The organism is Aquimarina latercula DSM 2041 (assembly GCF_000430645.1).
GTDB lineage: Bacteria > Bacteroidota > Bacteroidia > Flavobacteriales > Flavobacteriaceae > Aquimarina > Aquimarina latercula.
On sequence record NZ_AUMK01000016.1, the window covers coordinates 35,895 to 52,719 of the forward strand.

Genomic DNA, 16,825 nt, shown 5'->3' on the forward strand with positions numbered 1-16,825 from the left:
AACCTACTATTGTTAAATTACTCGTTTCATAGCCGTCATAGAAGCTCTCAATCTAGCTCCTACCACCTCTATTGGATGATTTCTTAAAGCAGCGTTTACTTCAATTAACTTTGCGTTATCTACTCCATTGTTCTTACCTTGATCAAATGCTTTTCCGATTACATCGGTATCTATTTTCTTCATAAAGTTTCCTAATAAAGGCTTACACGCATGATCAAATAAATAACAACCATATTCTGCTGTATCAGAAATCACTCTATTCATTTCGAATAATTTTTTACGAGCTATTGTATTTGCGATAAGCGGTGTTTCGTGTAAAGACTCATAGTAAGCAGATTCTTCAATAATACCAGAAGAAGTCATTGCTTCAAAAGCAAGCTCTACTCCTGCTCTTACCATAGCTACCATTAACACTCCATTATCATAAAACTCTTGCTCAGAAATTTCTACATCTCCTGCCGGTGTTTTTTCAAAAGCTGTTTCTCCTGTAGCCGCTCTCCAAGACAATAGATTCTTATCATCATTTGCCCAATCCTCCATCATGGTTTTAGAGAAATGTCCTCCTATAATATCATCCATATGCTTTTGGAACAATGGACGCATTATTTCTTTTAATTCTTCAGACAATTCAAATGCTTTTATCTTAGAAGGATTAGACAATCTATCCATCATATTCGTAATTCCACCATACTTTAATCCTTCAGTAATAGTTTCCCATCCATATTGAATCAGTTTTGAAGCATATCCTGCATCTATTCCTTTTTCAACCATCTTATCAAAACAAAGGATCGATCCGGTCTGCAAAAGACCACAAAGAATTGTTTGTTCTCCCATTAAATCAGATTTCACTTCTGCTACAAATGAAGATTCTAATACACCTGCTCTATCACCACCAGTACCTACGGCATAAGCTTTTGCTTGTGATAACCCGAAACCTTTCGGATCGTTTTCAGGATGCACTGCTATTAATGTTGGTACTCCAAAGCCTCTTTTATACTCTTCTCTAACTTCAGAACCTGGACACTTAGGCGCTACCATAATAACCGTAAGATCATCACGTACTTGCATTCCTTCTTCTACGATATTAAATCCATGTGAATACGACAATGTCGCTCCTTTTTTCATTAAAGGCATTACAGTATTTACTACTTGAGTATGTTGTTTATCTGGTGTTAGATTAATTACCACATCTGCATTAGGAACTAATTCTTCATAAGTTCCTACAGCAAAACCATTCTCTGTAGCATTCTTATAAGATTGTCTCTGTTCTTTGATTGCAGCTTCGCGAAGCGTATATGAAATATCTAATCCAGAATCTCTCATATTAAGACCTTGATTCAGTCCTTGAGCTCCACAACCTACAATTACTATTTTTTTCCCTTTTAATGCATTGACTCCATCCGTAAATTCAGAAGAGTCCATAAATCTACATTTCCCTAATTGTGTTAATTGATCTCTTAATGATAGCGTATTAAAATAATTTGCCATTTCCTTCTAATTTGTGGTTACTTCCGCTTTTGCGGAAATCTATTTAATTTTGATTTCTAGTTGTTTTTCTTTTTGTAAATATCAAGCTACTTCTATTCCAAAGCTTTCGATTATTTTAGATATATGCATCTTTTCTTTTGTCACGGCAATTCTACCAGAACGTACAAATTGCATTAACCCATAAGGCTCTAGCTTATCATATAACTCTTCTACTTCCTTGCGCCTTCCTGTTTTTTCTAATACAAAAAACTCTGGCGTAACAGTTACAATATTGGCATTACTTTCTTTAATAACGTTTTGTATTTGTCGTTCTTCAAATAATAATTTAGAAGCAACTTTGAATAGCGCAGTTTCTTGATAGATTGTTTCATCATCTTTATGATAAAAAGCTTTGATAACTTCTATTTGCTTTTCTATCTGACCTACTAATTTCTTAACCTGTTCTTCTGTTATTTTTACAACAATGGTAAACCGAAAAACATCTTTAATTTCTGAGACTGAAGCAGTCATACTATCTAAATTGATATGACGCTTTAGAAAGATTGCAGATATCCTATTTAGCAATCCTATATTATTCTCAGTATATACTGATATGGTATAACATTCTCTCTCCATAACTAACTCAATCTTATATCTGAAACCGATGCTCCTGTTGGGATCATCGGAAATACATTATTTTCCTTTTCTACGCATACTTCTAAAAAGTAAGGTTCTTTTGAAGCTATCATCTCTTTAATAGCATCTCCTAACTCTTCTCTTTTAGTAACTCTTTTCGCATCAATATGATACCCTTTTGCAATCGTTACAAAATCTGGATTCACCATTTCCGTGGAAGCATACCTTTTGTCAAAAAACAATTGTTGCCATTGACGCACCATTCCCAAAAAGTCATTATTTAATACCACAATCTTTACAGGAACCTTTGTTTGAAAAATAGTTCCCAATTCTTGTATGGTCATTTGATACCCACCATCACCTATGATGGCTACAACTTCTCGTTCTGGAGCTCCCATTTTTGCTCCGATCGCTGCTGGCAAGGCAAATCCCATAGTTCCTAAACCTCCAGAAGTTACATTACTTTTTGTTCTCACAAATTCTGCATATCGACAAGCAATCATTTGATGCTGTCCAACATCAGACACGATCACGGCATCTCCTTTAGTTTCTTCATTAATTCCTCTAAGTACTTCTCCCATAGAAAGACCATCCTTAGAAGGATATAATTCTTCTTTGATTACTTTATCATATTCAATAGTATCAAAGTCTTTAAATTCTTGTAACCAAGTTTTATGAGTATTAGACTTTACTAAATCAAGAATATCCGACAACGTATTCTTCACATTACCCATAACAGCAACATCTACTTCTACATTTTTATTAACTTCTGCAGGATCTATTTCAAAATGAATAATCTTTGCCTGTTTAGCATAGGTTTCTAAATTACCAGTAACACGATCATCAAAACGCATTCCTATAGCTATTAACAAATCACATTCATTAGTAAGCTTGTTAGGTCCATAGTTACCGTGCATCCCTACCATACCTACATTTAAATCGTGAGAAGTTGGTAATGCTGATAATCCCAAAATTGTCCAAGCAGCAGGAATACCTGCTTTTTCTACAAAACTTCTTAGTTCCTCTTCTGCTTCACCAAGAATTACACCTTGACCAAAAACAATCATCGGTTTTTTTGCTTCATTAATTAAATCCGCAGCTTGTTTTAATGTTTCAGGATCCGTTTCAGGAATCGGTTTATAGCTTCGTACTCCTTTACATTTTTGATACTTAAAATCAAGTTCACCAAACTGAGCGTCTTTAGTTATATCGATCAGAACAGGTCCTGGACGACCTGAGCGCGCAATATAAAATGCTTTGGCTAACACAGAAGGAATATCTTCAGCTTTAGTAACCTGATGATTCCATTTAGTAATTGGCGTAGAAATTCCTATAATATCCGTTTCCTGAAAGGCATCAGATCCTAATAAATGAGATCCCACTTGTCCAGTAATACAAACCATCGGTGTAGAATCTATTTGAGCGTCTGCTATACCAGTCACAAAATTAGTTGCTCCTGGACCAGATGTAGCTATCGCCACTCCAACTTTTCCACTTGTTCTTGCATATCCTTGAGCGGCATGAGTCGCACCTTGTTCATGTCTGGTAAGCACGTGATGAAGTTTATCTTGAAACTTATATAGTTCATCATAAACTGGCATAATTGCTCCTCCAGGATATCCATAAATTAAATCCACACCTTCTGCAAGTAAACAATGTATTACTGCTTCTGCACCTGTCATATGACCCGTGGTTTCTTTTGCTTCTTTTTCTATTGTCTGCGTTTGTGTTTCCATTACGCTATATATTTTTATATTTCAGTCATGCTGAAATGTTCTTTAGAACTCATCTGTAACACATCCTCGTGATGCAGATGAAACTGTATTGGCATATTTATACAAAACTCCTTTTTTGAATTTCAATGGTGGTTGAACCCAAGAAGCTTTTCTTCTTTTAATTTCTTCCTCTTTTATAGCGACTGTGATAGAATTTGTTTCTGCATCGATTGTAATAACATCTCCATCTTCTACTAATGCAATCAAACCACCTTCTTGTGCTTCTGGAGTGATATGCCCTACTACAAACCCGTGCGTTCCGCCAGAGAATCTTCCGTCAGTAATTAATGCAACATCTTTACCAAGGCCCGCTCCCATGATTGCCGCTGTTGGTTTTAACATTTCTGGCATTCCGGGACCTCCTTTAGGACCTTCGTACCGTATGACGACTACATTACCTTTTTCTACTAATCCATCTCTTATACCATCATTAGCATCATATTCACTATTAAAGACTTTTGCTTTCCCTTGAAAACGAAGTCCTTCTTTTCCTGTAATTTTAGCAACACAACCATCTTCAGCCAGATTACCAAACATAATTCTTAAATGACCTGTTGGTTTGATTGGATTTTCTAATGGTTTTATTACATCTTGCCCCTCTGTAAGATCTGGAACATCTAATAAATTCTCGGCTAGTGTTTTTCCTGTTACTGTTAGACAATCTCCATGCAATAACCCCTTCTTTAATAAATATTTAAGTACTGCAGGAACACCTCCTACTGCATGCACATCTTCCATCAAATATTTCCCACTTGGTTTTAAATCCGCTAAGAATGGAGTTTCATCACTTATTCTTTGAAAATCCGCTAACGTAAACTCTACATCTGCAGCCCTAGCTATTGCCAGAAAATGCAATACCGCATTCGTAGAACCTCCAAGTACAGTTACCAAACGAATCGCATTTTCTAAGGATTTTTTGGTTACAATATCTAATGGCTTAATATCTTTTTCTAAAAGAGTTCGCATCGCACGTCCTGCCGCGATACTTTCTTCTTCTTTATTTTTACTAATTGCTGGATTTGAAGAATTATAAGGCAAAGACATTCCTAAGGCTTCGATTGCAGAAGCCATTGTATTTGCTGTATACATTCCTCCACAGGCACCTGCTCCGGGAACGGCTTTTTTAATTACGCTTTTATATTCACTATTCTCCATAGTTCCAGCTACCTTCTCTCCCCAAGCTTCAAACGCCGAAACAATATCCAGTTTCTTTCCTTCGTGACATCCAGAAGCTATAGTTCCTCCATACACTAAAATTGATGGTCGGTTTAATCGAATCATAGCCATCAACGCACCTGGCATATTTTTATCACATCCTACTACAGTGACCATACCATCATAAGACATTGCCTGAACAACTGTCTCCATAGAATCAGCAATTACATCTCTAGAAGGTAACGAAAAACGCATTCCGGGAGTTCCCATAGAAATACCATCACTAACACCAATCGTATTGAATATTAGACCAACAACATCTTCTTCTTTTGTTCCTTGCTTTACTAATTTTGCCAAATCATTAAGATGCATATTACAAGGATTACCTTCATAACCTGTACTTGCAATTCCCACTAGAGGCTTGTTAAAATCTTCATCAGTCAAGCCAATTGCATGAAGCATTGCTTGCGCTGCTGGTTGTGTATCGTCCTGTGTTACCTGTTTACTATATTTATTAATACTCATCCTTTTTGAATGTGAATTTTTTGATAATTATCTAAAATTTTAACTGGTTTTTTATCAAATTCATATTTAATCAAATAAACCTTAGCATAAAATTATTTCGTAATGACTAAACTGTTGAATTTTATTCAATAAGCTTACAACATCCAACTACCACTAAACATGTCTTAACAATTGATATACAGATGTTTATATTCATTTTATTTACAATCACTATTTGTTAAATTTTTATTTTATTATAGATTCTAGCAAAAAAAATCCCTTCCAGAAACGAAAGGGATTTTTGTTTAATACGTAAGATCAATATCCCTATCATCCTGATGAAATAATCACCACGATACTAATAATATTGACAATAATGATATTTTGTATTTGTATTTTCATTTTTAAATATGGTTCAAAAAAAATCCCTTCTAAATTAAGAAGGGATTTTTAATATATTGTAAATTACAAATACCCTTCTCATCGCAGTGAAATAATCACGACGTTGATAATGATATTAATAATATTAGTGTTGTTCTTTTTCATGTATGCCGTAAATATAACGAAATATATTTTTGAAAAACAAATTGTATTTAATAAACGAAGATATTAATCCAACTTAAATAAATTATTTTTCATACAATATATAACCAAACCAACTCGAGTCTTAACTTGAAGTTTTTTAAATACCGATTCCCTATAATTTTCAATTGTTTTAGGACTAAGATTCATTTCGCCAGCAATGCTTTTATATGTTAATTCTGAGCATGCATACTTTAAAAAAGTCCACTCTCTATCAGTTAACTTATCTGCTAGATTTTGACCAATATCTGCATCCGTTTTTTCAGAGTATTTTAACGCCGTTTCTATTTTACTAGAATAATAAAATCCTTGCTCTATTACCATTTTCATAGCAAACTCGAAGTTCTCAGGATGAATATCTTTTAATAAATATCCTCTCGCTCCTGCTCTTAGCATTTTTATAATAGTCTCCTCATCATCTTCCATCGTCAATGCTAACACCTTCTGCTCCGGTTGATTTTCTTTTAACCATTGCATCGTCTGGATACCATCCATAACCGGCATTTTTACATCTAGCAATATTAATTCGGGCTTCTTTCTTTTATGTAGATAATATTGTGTTAGTTCTTTTCCGTTTTTTAAAATAGCTAACACCTCATACCCTTCTAGATTAGTAATAAGACTTTCTAGTGATTGTGCGAATAGAAGATGATCATCTACAATAACTACCGTTTTTTTCTTCATTTCCGTTTAAGTTTTATTAAACTTTGTCCTCTTCTTTAAATGGATATCGCAAGGTAAGCAATACTCCTTTACCGGACTCAGAAAAACAATCTAAACTTGCATTAACAAGAGACGCCCTACTTTTCATATTTAGTAATCCAGAGTTGGCTTGTACTGATTCCATATCATACCCCACACCATCATCTTTTATAACAATGGTCAAATCCTGAGGAGTATAATTTAATTTTACTAGTAGATGTGATGCTTCTGCATGCTTAATAGTATTAGAGAAAAACTCCTGAACAATACGATATATAATAATTTCATCTTTAGGATTGATAAGCACTTCTTCTCCATCTACAATTAACTCGGGAGTTAAAAAATTCAGTTTTTTGAATCTGTCTAATTCCACTTGGATGGATTTTTCTAACCCTATATTTTGGATAACCTCATGATTTAAGGTTTTTGATAGGTTTCTTATTTCTTGTAGACTGTCGCCTACCAAACCTCTTATATCTTGCACAGATTCCTTGATTTTAGGCTCTAGATTAGAGCTTAGGATATTGATCTGCATCACTGCAGTAGATAACAACTGACCAATATTATCGTGCAGCTCCCAACTTACATTTTTTAATGTTTGTTCTTGGATCTCTAATTTGGAGTTTTGTAGTTCTTCTTCGAAACGTTGCTGTGCTTTAAATTTTTCTAACAAAAGTTTGTTTTTTCGTCTCTGGAAAGCAACAAAAAATATAATACCGAATATCACAAAGAATAAGATAATAGCAGTAAAATAAACTAATAATAAGATTTGTTCTTTTTCGAGCATACAATGAAACCTAGAATATAACAAGTATACATAAAAATATTAGCTAATGTCAAAATTATTCTTTGAATCTCAACAAATTCCTCACTTTTAGAATTACTATAATACGTGTCATAGATAAAAATAGGATTAACTACTAAATGAAACACCAATGCTCCAATGGAGACATAAAAAGGTATGTTTTTATAAAAATTAAGTATTTTATCACTCTTTAATAATTGAAAATAAAAGTAAATAACAGAAAACAATAATAACAATGTACCCAAAATATCAGTAAAAGATGAAATAGCCTCGAAAAAAATTCCTGAAAAAATCAAGTTTAAAATAGCTAAGAAAAGATAAATAATAAATAAAAAACCTGCATACCTAGCATTCTTCTTATCCTCTATTAACGATGAAAAGTAAAAAAGATAAAAACCATAACTTATTACCTGATATATATTATAAATCCAAATGTTATCCTCAAATAATGTCCCTCTTAAGAAAGAAAAAAAATCCAAATAAAAAATACTAGCTGGTAGCCACCCAAAAACTAATTCCACGGAAACAGTAAACCACAAATAATACACAAAGTACCGAGATAATTGATCATCACGATACTTTGTTAAATAAAAAATTCCTATTACTGCACCTAATATTTCAAAGACATTAATAATTATTTGTGTAGTAACAACCAGATCGTACATCCAAATAACGATTTAATAATCAAAGGGAGGGTTACCACTACCACCTCTATTAAAAGCAGGAATATCATAATTATTTTCTGGATCACCACCATCTTTACCAGATGCACCGGGACGTGATCCCGTTGCCGCAAAGAATAAAGTAGAATACCCCTTTTTCATTTTACATTTGGACTCCGAATACGCACCTAAATACACTCTGATTCCCGGATCTTTAATTCCTTGTTCTTCTGATTTCTGTTTTACATAAGCTAAATATTCCTCTAACTCAGCAACCGACCAATGAAATTCACGTGCATCTTCAAATCCTAATTTCTTTTGTAGACGTTTTCCTCTTTTCTTACACCAGTTATCATGAAGCTCTCTAGCTTCATCTACATTAATACACTTCTGGGGTTTTTGTACTTTTTTTGCCATAATAATATCATTTATTGGGTTATCGTTGCTAATATATTTAAAAATCTAAGTTTTACACAAATAACTAGACCCTTTTACAGAATTAATTTACGGCAAAACCACATATTCAACCACTTGTTTTACAGTGAATTAACTAATGATACGCAAAAATAAAAAAAGCTACAAAAGGGGCTTTTCCCCCTACTGCAAAAGGTGATTTTACCCCTAACTAATTTTCACAAAAACAATTAAACCAATCCATTACAGATTATATCGCTCACTTCTAAAGGCATTAAAAAATCACATATTAGATAGAATTTCGACTCAATTAATCATATCAAAATCTATTTTATCTCCAGTCCGCTTCTGTGCTATAACATTAATAGATTCTTTTGTTAATTGTAAAATTCTAGGATATCCACCAGTAGTTTGACAATCTCTCATCAAAACAATCAACCGACCCGATGGAGTTAACTGAACCGTACCTGGTAAAACAGGAGATGATAACATCGATGATAAATCATTTTCTAATGCTTCTTCTAAACTTATAGCCATCCGATTTCTAATATCTGAAATCGTAAAATCATGATTTAACAATATGTCCTTTTGCGTATCAGACAACATATCAAACTCTGGTCCCTTATAGACATGTAAACTATCTAATTCATTCCAAAAAACAGTACTAGAAACTAAAGAATTTAATGTCGAAAATCGACTAAAACCATTATAAGCAATCATGTCATTTTTAAACAACCTTGAAAACTTGGTTATTTGATTATATTGAGATCTGCTATTCAAAACAAATTCTGACAAAAAACCTGAAAAAATTCCTACATATCCATACACCCCATTTCGAACATTTTTAAACTTCAAAACATCATCTTTTTCAATTTTAATTTGCGAATTCATTTTACAAGGAACATCATTTAGGTACGGATCACAAATCGCACCAGTAATCGAAACAATAGTGTTCTGATGAAATTTTAAAACTGGCGGAACCAATGTCCATTCTAAAACAGCAGAATTTTCCTCATTATTTAAAATTGCATTTACCAAAAAGAAAGATCGTAAATCCATAGCTCCACTCTTTGGCACTCCATATTTAGAATAACCAAAACGCCCACCATCCTGAATAGTTGTATACACCCCTGAAGACAACAACTCTACCTTTCCTTTCATAAAAGTTTAAATTTTGGGGTATAATTATTACTAGAAACAAGTAAACTTATATCGTTATATTTATTTTCATTAATCGATATAAATTGAATTTTATCTCCTGGAGAAACAAAACAACATTCCTTAGAATCAATATCAAAAAAATTCAAAGGAGTACGCCCTATCACATGCCATCCACCAGGACTATCACATGGATACACTCCCGTTTGATCTCCACCAATTGCAACCGATCCTTTTTCTAGTTTAAAACTAGGAATAGATTTTCTTGGAGCACTTAACTTTTTATCCAAACCACCCAAGTACAAAAAACCTGGCAAAAACCCAATAAAGTAAACAGTATATAATGGAGTAGTATGCAAGGCGATTACATCATCAATACTCATCAACTTATTTGATGCATAAAAAGGTAACTCAGGAGCAAGCGTTAGAGCATAGCAAACAGGCACTTGCCACAAACGTTTTTTAAACGACATATTTTTAAAATCACCTAAAAACAAAGATTTTAACGTTAAAATCTCACTATAGACATTCTCTATACTAGATATATAGTAAACTAATAACGAGTTATATGATAAGATTACTTCAACAATTAGTTTACCATAAAATTTCTCAATGGATTTTTTATAAAAAATCAACGATTCTAACAAAATTTCATCAACTTCTTGAGGACCTTGAACCAAAATTGCATTTTCATTGTAGCGTTTATACCGAAATTTAATGCTTGATTTTTTCATTTTAAAACAAAATTTCTTTTTAAAAACTCTTTATATAAACACTCCAAAATTTCAACAGATTTTGGATTATCTCCATGAACACAAATCGTGTCAAAAAAAATCAACTTCTCCTCTCCTTTTATTGTTCTTATTTTTTTATCAGAAATCATTCGCAACACATGGGACAAAATATTTTCTGGATTTACCAACACTGCATTCTTTTTAGAACGCGAAACCAACGTCAAATCTTCATTGTAATTTCTATCTGCAAAAACTTCATATTTCACTTTAACATCATCTCTGTAAAGATACGAAATCATAGATTCTTTAGTCGTTATTATATTTAAACTTTTATCGATATTTTTAACAGATTGAATAACTGCATTTGCTACCTCTTCATTTTTCACTGCTTCGTTATACAAAGCACCGTGGGGTTTTACATGGTGTAATTTACCACCTAGTTTTTCCGTATAAAGTTTTACCTTCCGGATTTGATCCGTTAATGTATGGACAAGATCATCATAAGAAATATCTACAACTACTCTTCCGAAATTTTCGCGATCGGGATATGAAGGATGTGCTCCAATTTTTACTTGATACTGTAATGCTAATTCAATTGTTTTTTGAATCACTTGATCATTACCTGCATGCACTCCACAAGCTATATTGCACCAAGAGATATACGGCATAATCTTTTCATCAAAACCAGCCTCTTCTCCAACGTCAGCATTCAATATTATTTTTTTCAAAATTCCTACTTTTACAAATTATTTTTCCTACATGTTGATCATAACTTTCCAAATACCTCTAAAGCCTAAAAAACAAGTAATAAATACAATCAAAAAACCAAGTATATTTTGCTTTATAGAATTAGTAAAATTCCCCAGTATATTTTTTTGATTCATAACCCATAATAAGAAGATTGCTATAATGGGTAATAGTAATCCATTTGCTACTTGTGCAAATCGAATAATCACTATTGATTTTATACCTAAAGAAGAAAACAAAACACCTAAAAAAAGTATAAACATCCAGACTGCTCTAAAGGAATTACTTTTTAATCCATCTTGCCATCCCATACAACCTTTTACGACATAAGCTGCAGCTAAAGGGGCAGTGATTGCAGAGGTAATTCCAGCAGCAAATAATCCTAATGACAGTACGTATTTTGCCATAGATCCAAAAACTGGTTCCAATCCTTTTGCCAAATCAGCAGCATTATTTACTTCAGTTTGCTGAATAGCTGCACCCGTAATTATAATCGCCATAGAGACTAAACCACCTAATACAATAGCGACCATAGTATCTTTCCTAGCTGCAGGGAGATCTTCTTTAGTTTTCCATTTTTCGCTTACTATAGCCGCATGAAGGAACAAATTGTAAGGCACTACTGTTGTACCAATTAATCCCACAATAGTGAGTATCTTATCGGCTGATAAGTCCGGCACAAAACCTTTAAAAAGCAACGATAGGTCAGGTTTTGTTACCATTGCAGTAATGATAAAAGCAATACTCATAAACAATACGAGTACGACTAAACTGCGTTCTAGAACTTTATAATTACCTATATACAATAGTATAAAAGCAATTACCCCGATGGTAATACTCATATAGTTTACCGAAACAGTCCCAAATTGAACTATTGGTGATCCTAAAATAGTAGACAATCCTAATACGCCCCCACTAATATTACCAGCTTCATAAGCAGCATTACCTATAAAAATCGCTGAAAGAATAACTCCTATCAATATCCATCGTACTATTTTATTATCGAATTGTGATTTTACAACTTCACTCAATCCTTTTTGGGTAATGATTCCTAAACGTGCTGACATCTCTTGTAATACAATACAGGCAACTATTGATAATACCAAAGCCCATAATAGAGAATACCCAAATTGAACCCCTGCCAATGTACATACAGTTACTGTTCCTGGTCCTATAAAAGCTGCAGTTACTAAGGTTCCTGGACCTATGTTAGAAAACCATTTTTTCACACGCTTGTATTTTTAGTTATTAGTTAAGTAAGAACCTTTAAAGGTTGGATTGATTTAATTATTAAGACCGATCATCAAGTGCATAAATTGCAAAAGACCCTAACCAGTGTCCTCCTTCATAGCTATCGCCTACAAGATTGGGTAATGAATACTTTACGTGTTGATTAGCGATATTGATAAGATGATCATATTCTGGGTATTGATTTGCTAATCCATATAATACCCAAGCTCTACTAAAATTAAGCCCATCTAGATGTACTAATTTACCATCAGTACGATCAGAGACTTCTCCAACCGGTATTGCAAAATCAGGTTTTTTAAGTTGTGGCATAAAATCGTCAACCCACTTATCAAAAGACGGTTTATCCAATACCTTTCTCATAAGATCAACCTCTTCTAAACAAGGTGACAAAAAATCATATCCGCTAGGTTCCCAACCTATCGGACAGTTCGCGTCTTTAGTATAAAAATCTTTTGCACAAGAAGCGATAACATTTTTGAGCTTAGTATTATCAAACGTATTTGCATAATCCAATGCAAAAGATAATCCGAATGCTGTATTGGTATGTTCACCTACTCTGATGGGATACTTAAGTTTTGGTAAAAATTCGATATATCGTTGTACTATTACATCTATTAATGGTTGCAAATTTTCTTCAAGGTTCTTTGCTACAGGATCATTCCACGTATGAATTTCTTCGGCAAGTTTAAGTAACCATGCCCATCCATATGTGCGCTCATAAGATGTATTATGTTTTCCTTTAAAATATAGTACCTCTGCCTCTATATTTTCTTTAGAAATACTTTCTATTAGTTTGGTTTTTATCTCTGTAGCTTTTTCTATTTCTGGAAAGGACTTTACTAACTTTACTAGTGACCAATGTCCATGAACCGCAGAATGCCAGTCAAAACAACCATAAAATGCTGGATGTAAAACTTTAGGCTCTCCTAGATCTTCTTTGCTTCCTATGGTTTGTCCTAATTTATTTGGATACTCGGTATGAATGCAAGCTAAGGGCAATTCTACCAAAGTATTTGCTTGTTCTTTTGTTAGTTTTAGAGGTGTTTCGGCAACAACGTTAGGTGTATTTTTTTTGATTAAAGGTGTTTCTTCTACTTCCTTATTAGCATCCTTTTCTGAAGTACTACAAGCCGCAATAATCATCAAAAAAAACAAAATAGTTAATCGATTCATGTGTCAATACTTTTAAAATTTCCTCATCTAAAAAGACGATTCCTTTTTAAAAATATTGATTTCCCAGTGTTAATCTACATGATTGTTAATAACATAAGTAAATAGTTTATAACCTCTTAAAATTGGCTTATATGGTTACCATCTTACCTTCTTTAAGGTATTCTTTTTTAATACCTTCTAATATGGTTTCGAGGAGAATTGATTCGTGCTTAGAAGCTATCGTTTTAAGACAAATATATTGTACTACATTGATAATATTCGCTCCTGTTAAAGCATATTTTTTAGAGACTTCCTCTAAAGAAATACTTTTGTCTAAGGCTATTTTATCGGGTAAGTTTTTCTTCCAAAGTGATAATCTTTCTTTAAAGGATGGATTTTCGAATTCTATAATTGATTGGAACCTACGCGTAAATGCTGTATCGATATTATTTTTAAAATTTGTAGCTAAGATAACTAAACCCGGATGCGCTTCAATTCGTTGCAGCAAATAAGATACTTCTTGATTCGCATATTTATCATGAGCATCTCTCACATTAGTTCGTTTTCCAAAAATTGCATCAGCTTCATCAAAGAATAAGATCCAAGACTTATTTTTCGCTTTATCAAATAATTTAGATAAGTTTTTTTCAGTTTCACCTATATATTTTGATACAACCATAGATAAATCAATACGGTACACATCTTTTTCTGTGAACTTCCCTAATAAAGTTGCAGTTAATGTTTTTCCAGTTCCTGGAGGACCTGAAAAAAGAATACGATACCCAGGTTTGATTCTAGATTTCATATTCCAATCATGTAATACCACATCATTATACTGCAACCAAGTCTCTATTTCTTTTATTTGATGCAAGGTTTTACGTTGTAGCACCAGATCCTCCCAATCCAATTGTGTTTCTATTCGTTCCGCAGGGAAATCTTTGCTCATAGTAGGTTTTAATACTTTGCCGGTAGTAAATAATGATACATATTCTTCTTCCAGCAATAAACGCCCACTCATTTTGGGTTCTCCCATTGGAACTGTATCTAAATAAATAATTCCTTCTTTCATAAAAAGATGATCTTCATAGAACATCTCTGTGAGTTGTATTCTTTTTTGGATATCACTACCTCCTATTATAAACTGTACGGTTTCTCCTGTGGGTATCACCCCTCGATGGTTTTTACCTTTTACACCCCCAAACTCTGGTAACTCTCCTCCATTTGGTAAAAAATCAGATAAAATAGTTGTAAAAAAATTCGGAGAAATATGAGGAACAATAGCCAATAATAAAGTAATTACTTCTTCTAAAGACAATTGTTTTTTTCTAACAAATATTGAAAACGATGATCCATCAGATACGATATCATCAAATTTTGGAAAAACTGGTATTTCACTAGTATAATTATCCTTCAAGCGATACTCAATCACTTCTCTTAAAAATGATAATTTACTGTCAAAATGAATTGTATTCTGAGCTAAGGTATTTTTCATCTTTTCACACTAAAGGTTCAATAGAAAACACATCTATTTTGGATCTTCTAAAGCTTCTAGTCCTTTTCATAACCGCTACTCCATTCCTAGAACCTTGATGGTTGGTGTTTCCTTCTATAGTTTCTATAACATCACCATCTATAGATGTTATTATACCAGTATGTGTCCAATCTAAACGAGATTTTTGAATCAAGAAAATATCTCCTTTTTTTATTACAGACGGATCTCTTCTTATTTTTTGATATCTAGAAAGTAAGTTTTTTTCTAAACCTGTGTTACCTACTGTATCACAACTATAGGTAAGTGGCATTAGTGTTTTGAAGTTTTTGCCTAATGCGCTTGCCGCTTGATCTAATATTGCTTGTGCAAATCCCATACACCAAAACCAAGGAGATCCATCATGACCGTCCATATAACTTCGTACCCAAGGTCCACTATTGGATTGTCCCCGGATATTAAGTTCGAAAGGGTGTTGACGTAAATGATTTTCAGCTACTTCTACCATCAAATCTCTTAGATTATTACCAAGCAAAGGTTTTTCGAAAGCTTCTTTTAACCCAAAACATAACTGATCAAATAGTCCCTGATCTACAATTCCCGTAGTTGCAAGGTTATGAAAACTCTGAAGATTCTTTACCGCTCTTTCTGTAGCAGGGCCAAAATCACCATCAATTTCTGTTGCTGTTCCACTACTAGGGTTCGGAATAGAGAATAAAGTTAACCAAGATTGAATTTTCATCACATCTTTTTTATTATTATCGGTTCCTCTTCTTTTTTGAGTGGCTTTGATTACTAATTCTTTCTGATATGCTGTTTTTTTCATAACCCTACCTTATTTAAAAACATAAAGTTAACTCAATTCAACTGGTTTTCCATGAGCTAAAAGACTCATCTTTTTAGGGGTTTTTTCCTATTAGTTTCTTATTAACTTATTTTAATCATTACTCAAAATAGAAGCATCACCATTTATATTAAAATATCGATCTAAATATTCTTTTTTATTAAAATCAGGGAAAAATAGTGGTAGATCTTTAAAGAGTTTTTTCAGCCTTTGATTTACAAAAATGAAATAATCCTTTTGGATATCTATATCACAAAAAAGATATTGCCAATCGATATACCCTCTAAATTCGATATTCTTCTTGAAATATTCTATAAAATTAAGATTGACCTTAAGTGGATTTCCATTACTGTCAATAATCCAAATTCCTCCTTCTTTTTGAGGTAAAAAACCAATTAAAACACCATCTCCTGTTAAAGGATGACTCTCAAAAATCAGTAATTCAGATAATCCCGAATCGGTTAAATAATTTAAAGTATTATTTAAAGATGTTCTAAAAGGATTAATATAATTAATTTCACCTCCTATTTGATAATCATCATCAATAGATTTATACTCCCAATAAATAGAAAAATTTTCTGAAAATATATTAAGGATTTTAAGATCTCTTTCTTGCAAATCAACTTTAGAAAACTCTTCTTTAAAAGAAAGATTATCAGATAGATTACACTTACCATTATCTATTTCAAAAGAAAGGTTTTTAACTATCTCATTAAAGTTCTTGATATATCTATTAATAAGTTCCATA

Annotated in this window: 16 protein-coding genes; all 16 read right to left on the reverse strand. The window is 32.9% G+C overall.

All coding sequences use genetic code 11. The features are described 5' to 3' along the window. Positions 1-12: 12 nt before the first annotated feature. Complete coding sequence (gene ilvC / locus H526_RS0115425) at positions 13-1,488, reverse strand: ketol-acid reductoisomerase (RefSeq protein ID WP_027393838.1); 1,476 nt, start codon at positions 1,486-1,488, stop codon at positions 13-15. 81 nt (positions 1,489-1,569) lie between these two features. Then, positions 1,570-2,103: an acetolactate synthase small subunit gene (ilvN, locus tag H526_RS0115430; RefSeq protein WP_027393839.1), complete on the reverse strand. Its 534-nt coding sequence runs from the start codon at positions 2,101-2,103 to the stop codon at positions 1,570-1,572. A gap of 2 nt (positions 2,104-2,105) precedes the next feature. Then, positions 2,106-3,839 (reverse strand): biosynthetic-type acetolactate synthase large subunit, encoded by a 1,734-nt coding sequence (gene ilvB, locus H526_RS0115435; protein ID WP_027393840.1) that lies wholly within the window; start codon positions 3,837-3,839, stop codon positions 2,106-2,108. A 42-nt stretch (positions 3,840-3,881) separates the two neighbouring features. Beyond that, entirely contained in the window at positions 3,882-5,558 is a 1,677-nt protein-coding gene (gene ilvD / locus H526_RS0115440; RefSeq protein ID WP_027393841.1) for a dihydroxy-acid dehydratase, read from the reverse strand. 588 nt (positions 5,559-6,146) lie between these two features. After that, positions 6,147-6,803: a response regulator transcription factor gene (locus tag H526_RS0115445; protein ID WP_027393842.1), complete on the reverse strand. Its 657-nt coding sequence runs from the start codon at positions 6,801-6,803 to the stop codon at positions 6,147-6,149. A 16-nt stretch (positions 6,804-6,819) separates the two neighbouring features. Then, a complete protein-coding gene (locus H526_RS0115450; RefSeq protein ID WP_245591213.1) occupies positions 6,820-7,494 on the reverse strand; it encodes a sensor histidine kinase in 675 nt (224 codons plus the stop codon). A gap of 83 nt (positions 7,495-7,577) precedes the next feature. Beyond that, the gene (locus H526_RS0115455) at positions 7,578-8,291 is read right to left on the reverse strand and encodes a hypothetical protein (RefSeq protein WP_027393844.1); all 714 of its coding nucleotides are present in this window, start codon (positions 8,289-8,291) and stop codon (positions 7,578-7,580) included. 12 nt (positions 8,292-8,303) lie between these two features. Next, the gene (locus H526_RS0115460) at positions 8,304-8,705 is read right to left on the reverse strand and encodes a hypothetical protein (RefSeq protein WP_027393845.1); all 402 of its coding nucleotides are present in this window, start codon (positions 8,703-8,705) and stop codon (positions 8,304-8,306) included. 303 nt (positions 8,706-9,008) lie between these two features. Then, entirely contained in the window at positions 9,009-9,863 is an 855-nt protein-coding gene (locus tag H526_RS0115465) for a 5-oxoprolinase subunit C family protein (RefSeq protein WP_027393846.1), read from the reverse strand. After that, positions 9,860-10,594 carry a 5-oxoprolinase subunit PxpB gene (pxpB, locus tag H526_RS0115470; protein ID WP_035085738.1) on the reverse strand — a complete coding sequence of 245 codons (735 nt, stop codon included), beginning with the start codon at positions 10,592-10,594 and terminating at the stop codon, positions 9,860-9,862. Before pxpB ends, H526_RS0115465 begins: the two co-directional genes overlap by 4 nt. Beyond that, on the reverse strand, positions 10,591-11,322 hold the full coding sequence (pxpA, locus tag H526_RS0115475; protein WP_027393848.1) for a 5-oxoprolinase subunit PxpA: 732 nt from the start codon (positions 11,320-11,322) through the stop codon (positions 10,591-10,593). Before pxpA ends, pxpB begins: the two co-directional genes overlap by 4 nt. Before the next feature lie 27 nt (positions 11,323-11,349). After that, the gene (locus H526_RS0115480) at positions 11,350-12,570 is read right to left on the reverse strand and encodes an Nramp family divalent metal transporter (protein WP_027393849.1); all 1,221 of its coding nucleotides are present in this window, start codon (positions 12,568-12,570) and stop codon (positions 11,350-11,352) included. Positions 12,571-12,631: 61 nt separating this feature from the next. Beyond that, entirely contained in the window at positions 12,632-13,765 is a 1,134-nt protein-coding gene (locus H526_RS0115485; RefSeq protein WP_027393850.1) for a DUF2891 domain-containing protein, read from the reverse strand. Positions 13,766-13,892: 127 nt separating this feature from the next. Then, on the reverse strand, positions 13,893-15,236 hold the full coding sequence (locus H526_RS0115490; protein ID WP_027393851.1) for an ATP-binding protein: 1,344 nt from the start codon (positions 15,234-15,236) through the stop codon (positions 13,893-13,895). 4 nt (positions 15,237-15,240) lie between these two features. Beyond that, positions 15,241-16,059, reverse strand: a complete 819-nt coding sequence (locus H526_RS0115495) for a peptidoglycan-binding protein (protein WP_027393852.1) — start codon at positions 16,057-16,059, stop codon at positions 15,241-15,243. 111 nt (positions 16,060-16,170) lie between these two features. Further along, positions 16,171-16,824, reverse strand: a complete 654-nt coding sequence (locus H526_RS0115500) for a hypothetical protein (protein ID WP_035085741.1) — start codon at positions 16,822-16,824, stop codon at positions 16,171-16,173. Position 16,825: the final 1 nt, after the last annotated feature.

Excerpts from the sequence above, each read along its gene's own strand:
- ilvD (WP_027393841.1), bottom strand. The coding sequence starts at position 5,558 with ATGAGTATTAATAAATATAGTAAACAGGTAACACAGGACGATACACAA.
- H526_RS0115465 (WP_027393846.1), bottom strand. The coding sequence starts at position 9,863 with ATGAAAGGAAAGGTAGAGTTGTTGTCTTCAGGGGTGTATACAACTATT.
- H526_RS0115455 (WP_027393844.1), bottom strand. The coding sequence starts at position 8,291 with ATGTACGATCTGGTTGTTACTACACAAATAATTATTAATGTCTTTGAA.
- ilvN (WP_027393839.1), bottom strand. The coding sequence starts at position 2,103 with ATGGAGAGAGAATGTTATACCATATCAGTATATACTGAGAATAATATA.
- H526_RS0115490 (WP_027393851.1), bottom strand. The coding sequence starts at position 15,236 with ATGAAAAATACCTTAGCTCAGAATACAATTCATTTTGACAGTAAATTA.
- H526_RS0115445 (WP_027393842.1), bottom strand. The coding sequence starts at position 6,803 with ATGAAGAAAAAAACGGTAGTTATTGTAGATGATCATCTTCTATTCGCA.
- pxpB (WP_035085738.1), bottom strand. The coding sequence starts at position 10,594 with ATGAAAAAATCAAGCATTAAATTTCGGTATAAACGCTACAATGAAAAT.
- ilvB (WP_027393840.1), bottom strand. The coding sequence starts at position 3,839 with ATGGAAACACAAACGCAGACAATAGAAAAAGAAGCAAAAGAAACCACG.
- ilvC (WP_027393838.1), bottom strand. The coding sequence starts at position 1,488 with ATGGCAAATTATTTTAATACGCTATCATTAAGAGATCAATTAACACAA.
- H526_RS0115500 (WP_035085741.1), bottom strand. The coding sequence starts at position 16,824 with ATGGAACTTATTAATAGATATATCAAGAACTTTAATGAGATAGTTAAA.
- H526_RS0115495 (WP_027393852.1), bottom strand. The coding sequence starts at position 16,059 with ATGAAAAAAACAGCATATCAGAAAGAATTAGTAATCAAAGCCACTCAA.
- H526_RS0115485 (WP_027393850.1), bottom strand. The coding sequence starts at position 13,765 with ATGAATCGATTAACTATTTTGTTTTTTTTGATGATTATTGCGGCTTGT.
- H526_RS0115460 (WP_027393845.1), bottom strand. The coding sequence starts at position 8,705 with ATGGCAAAAAAAGTACAAAAACCCCAGAAGTGTATTAATGTAGATGAA.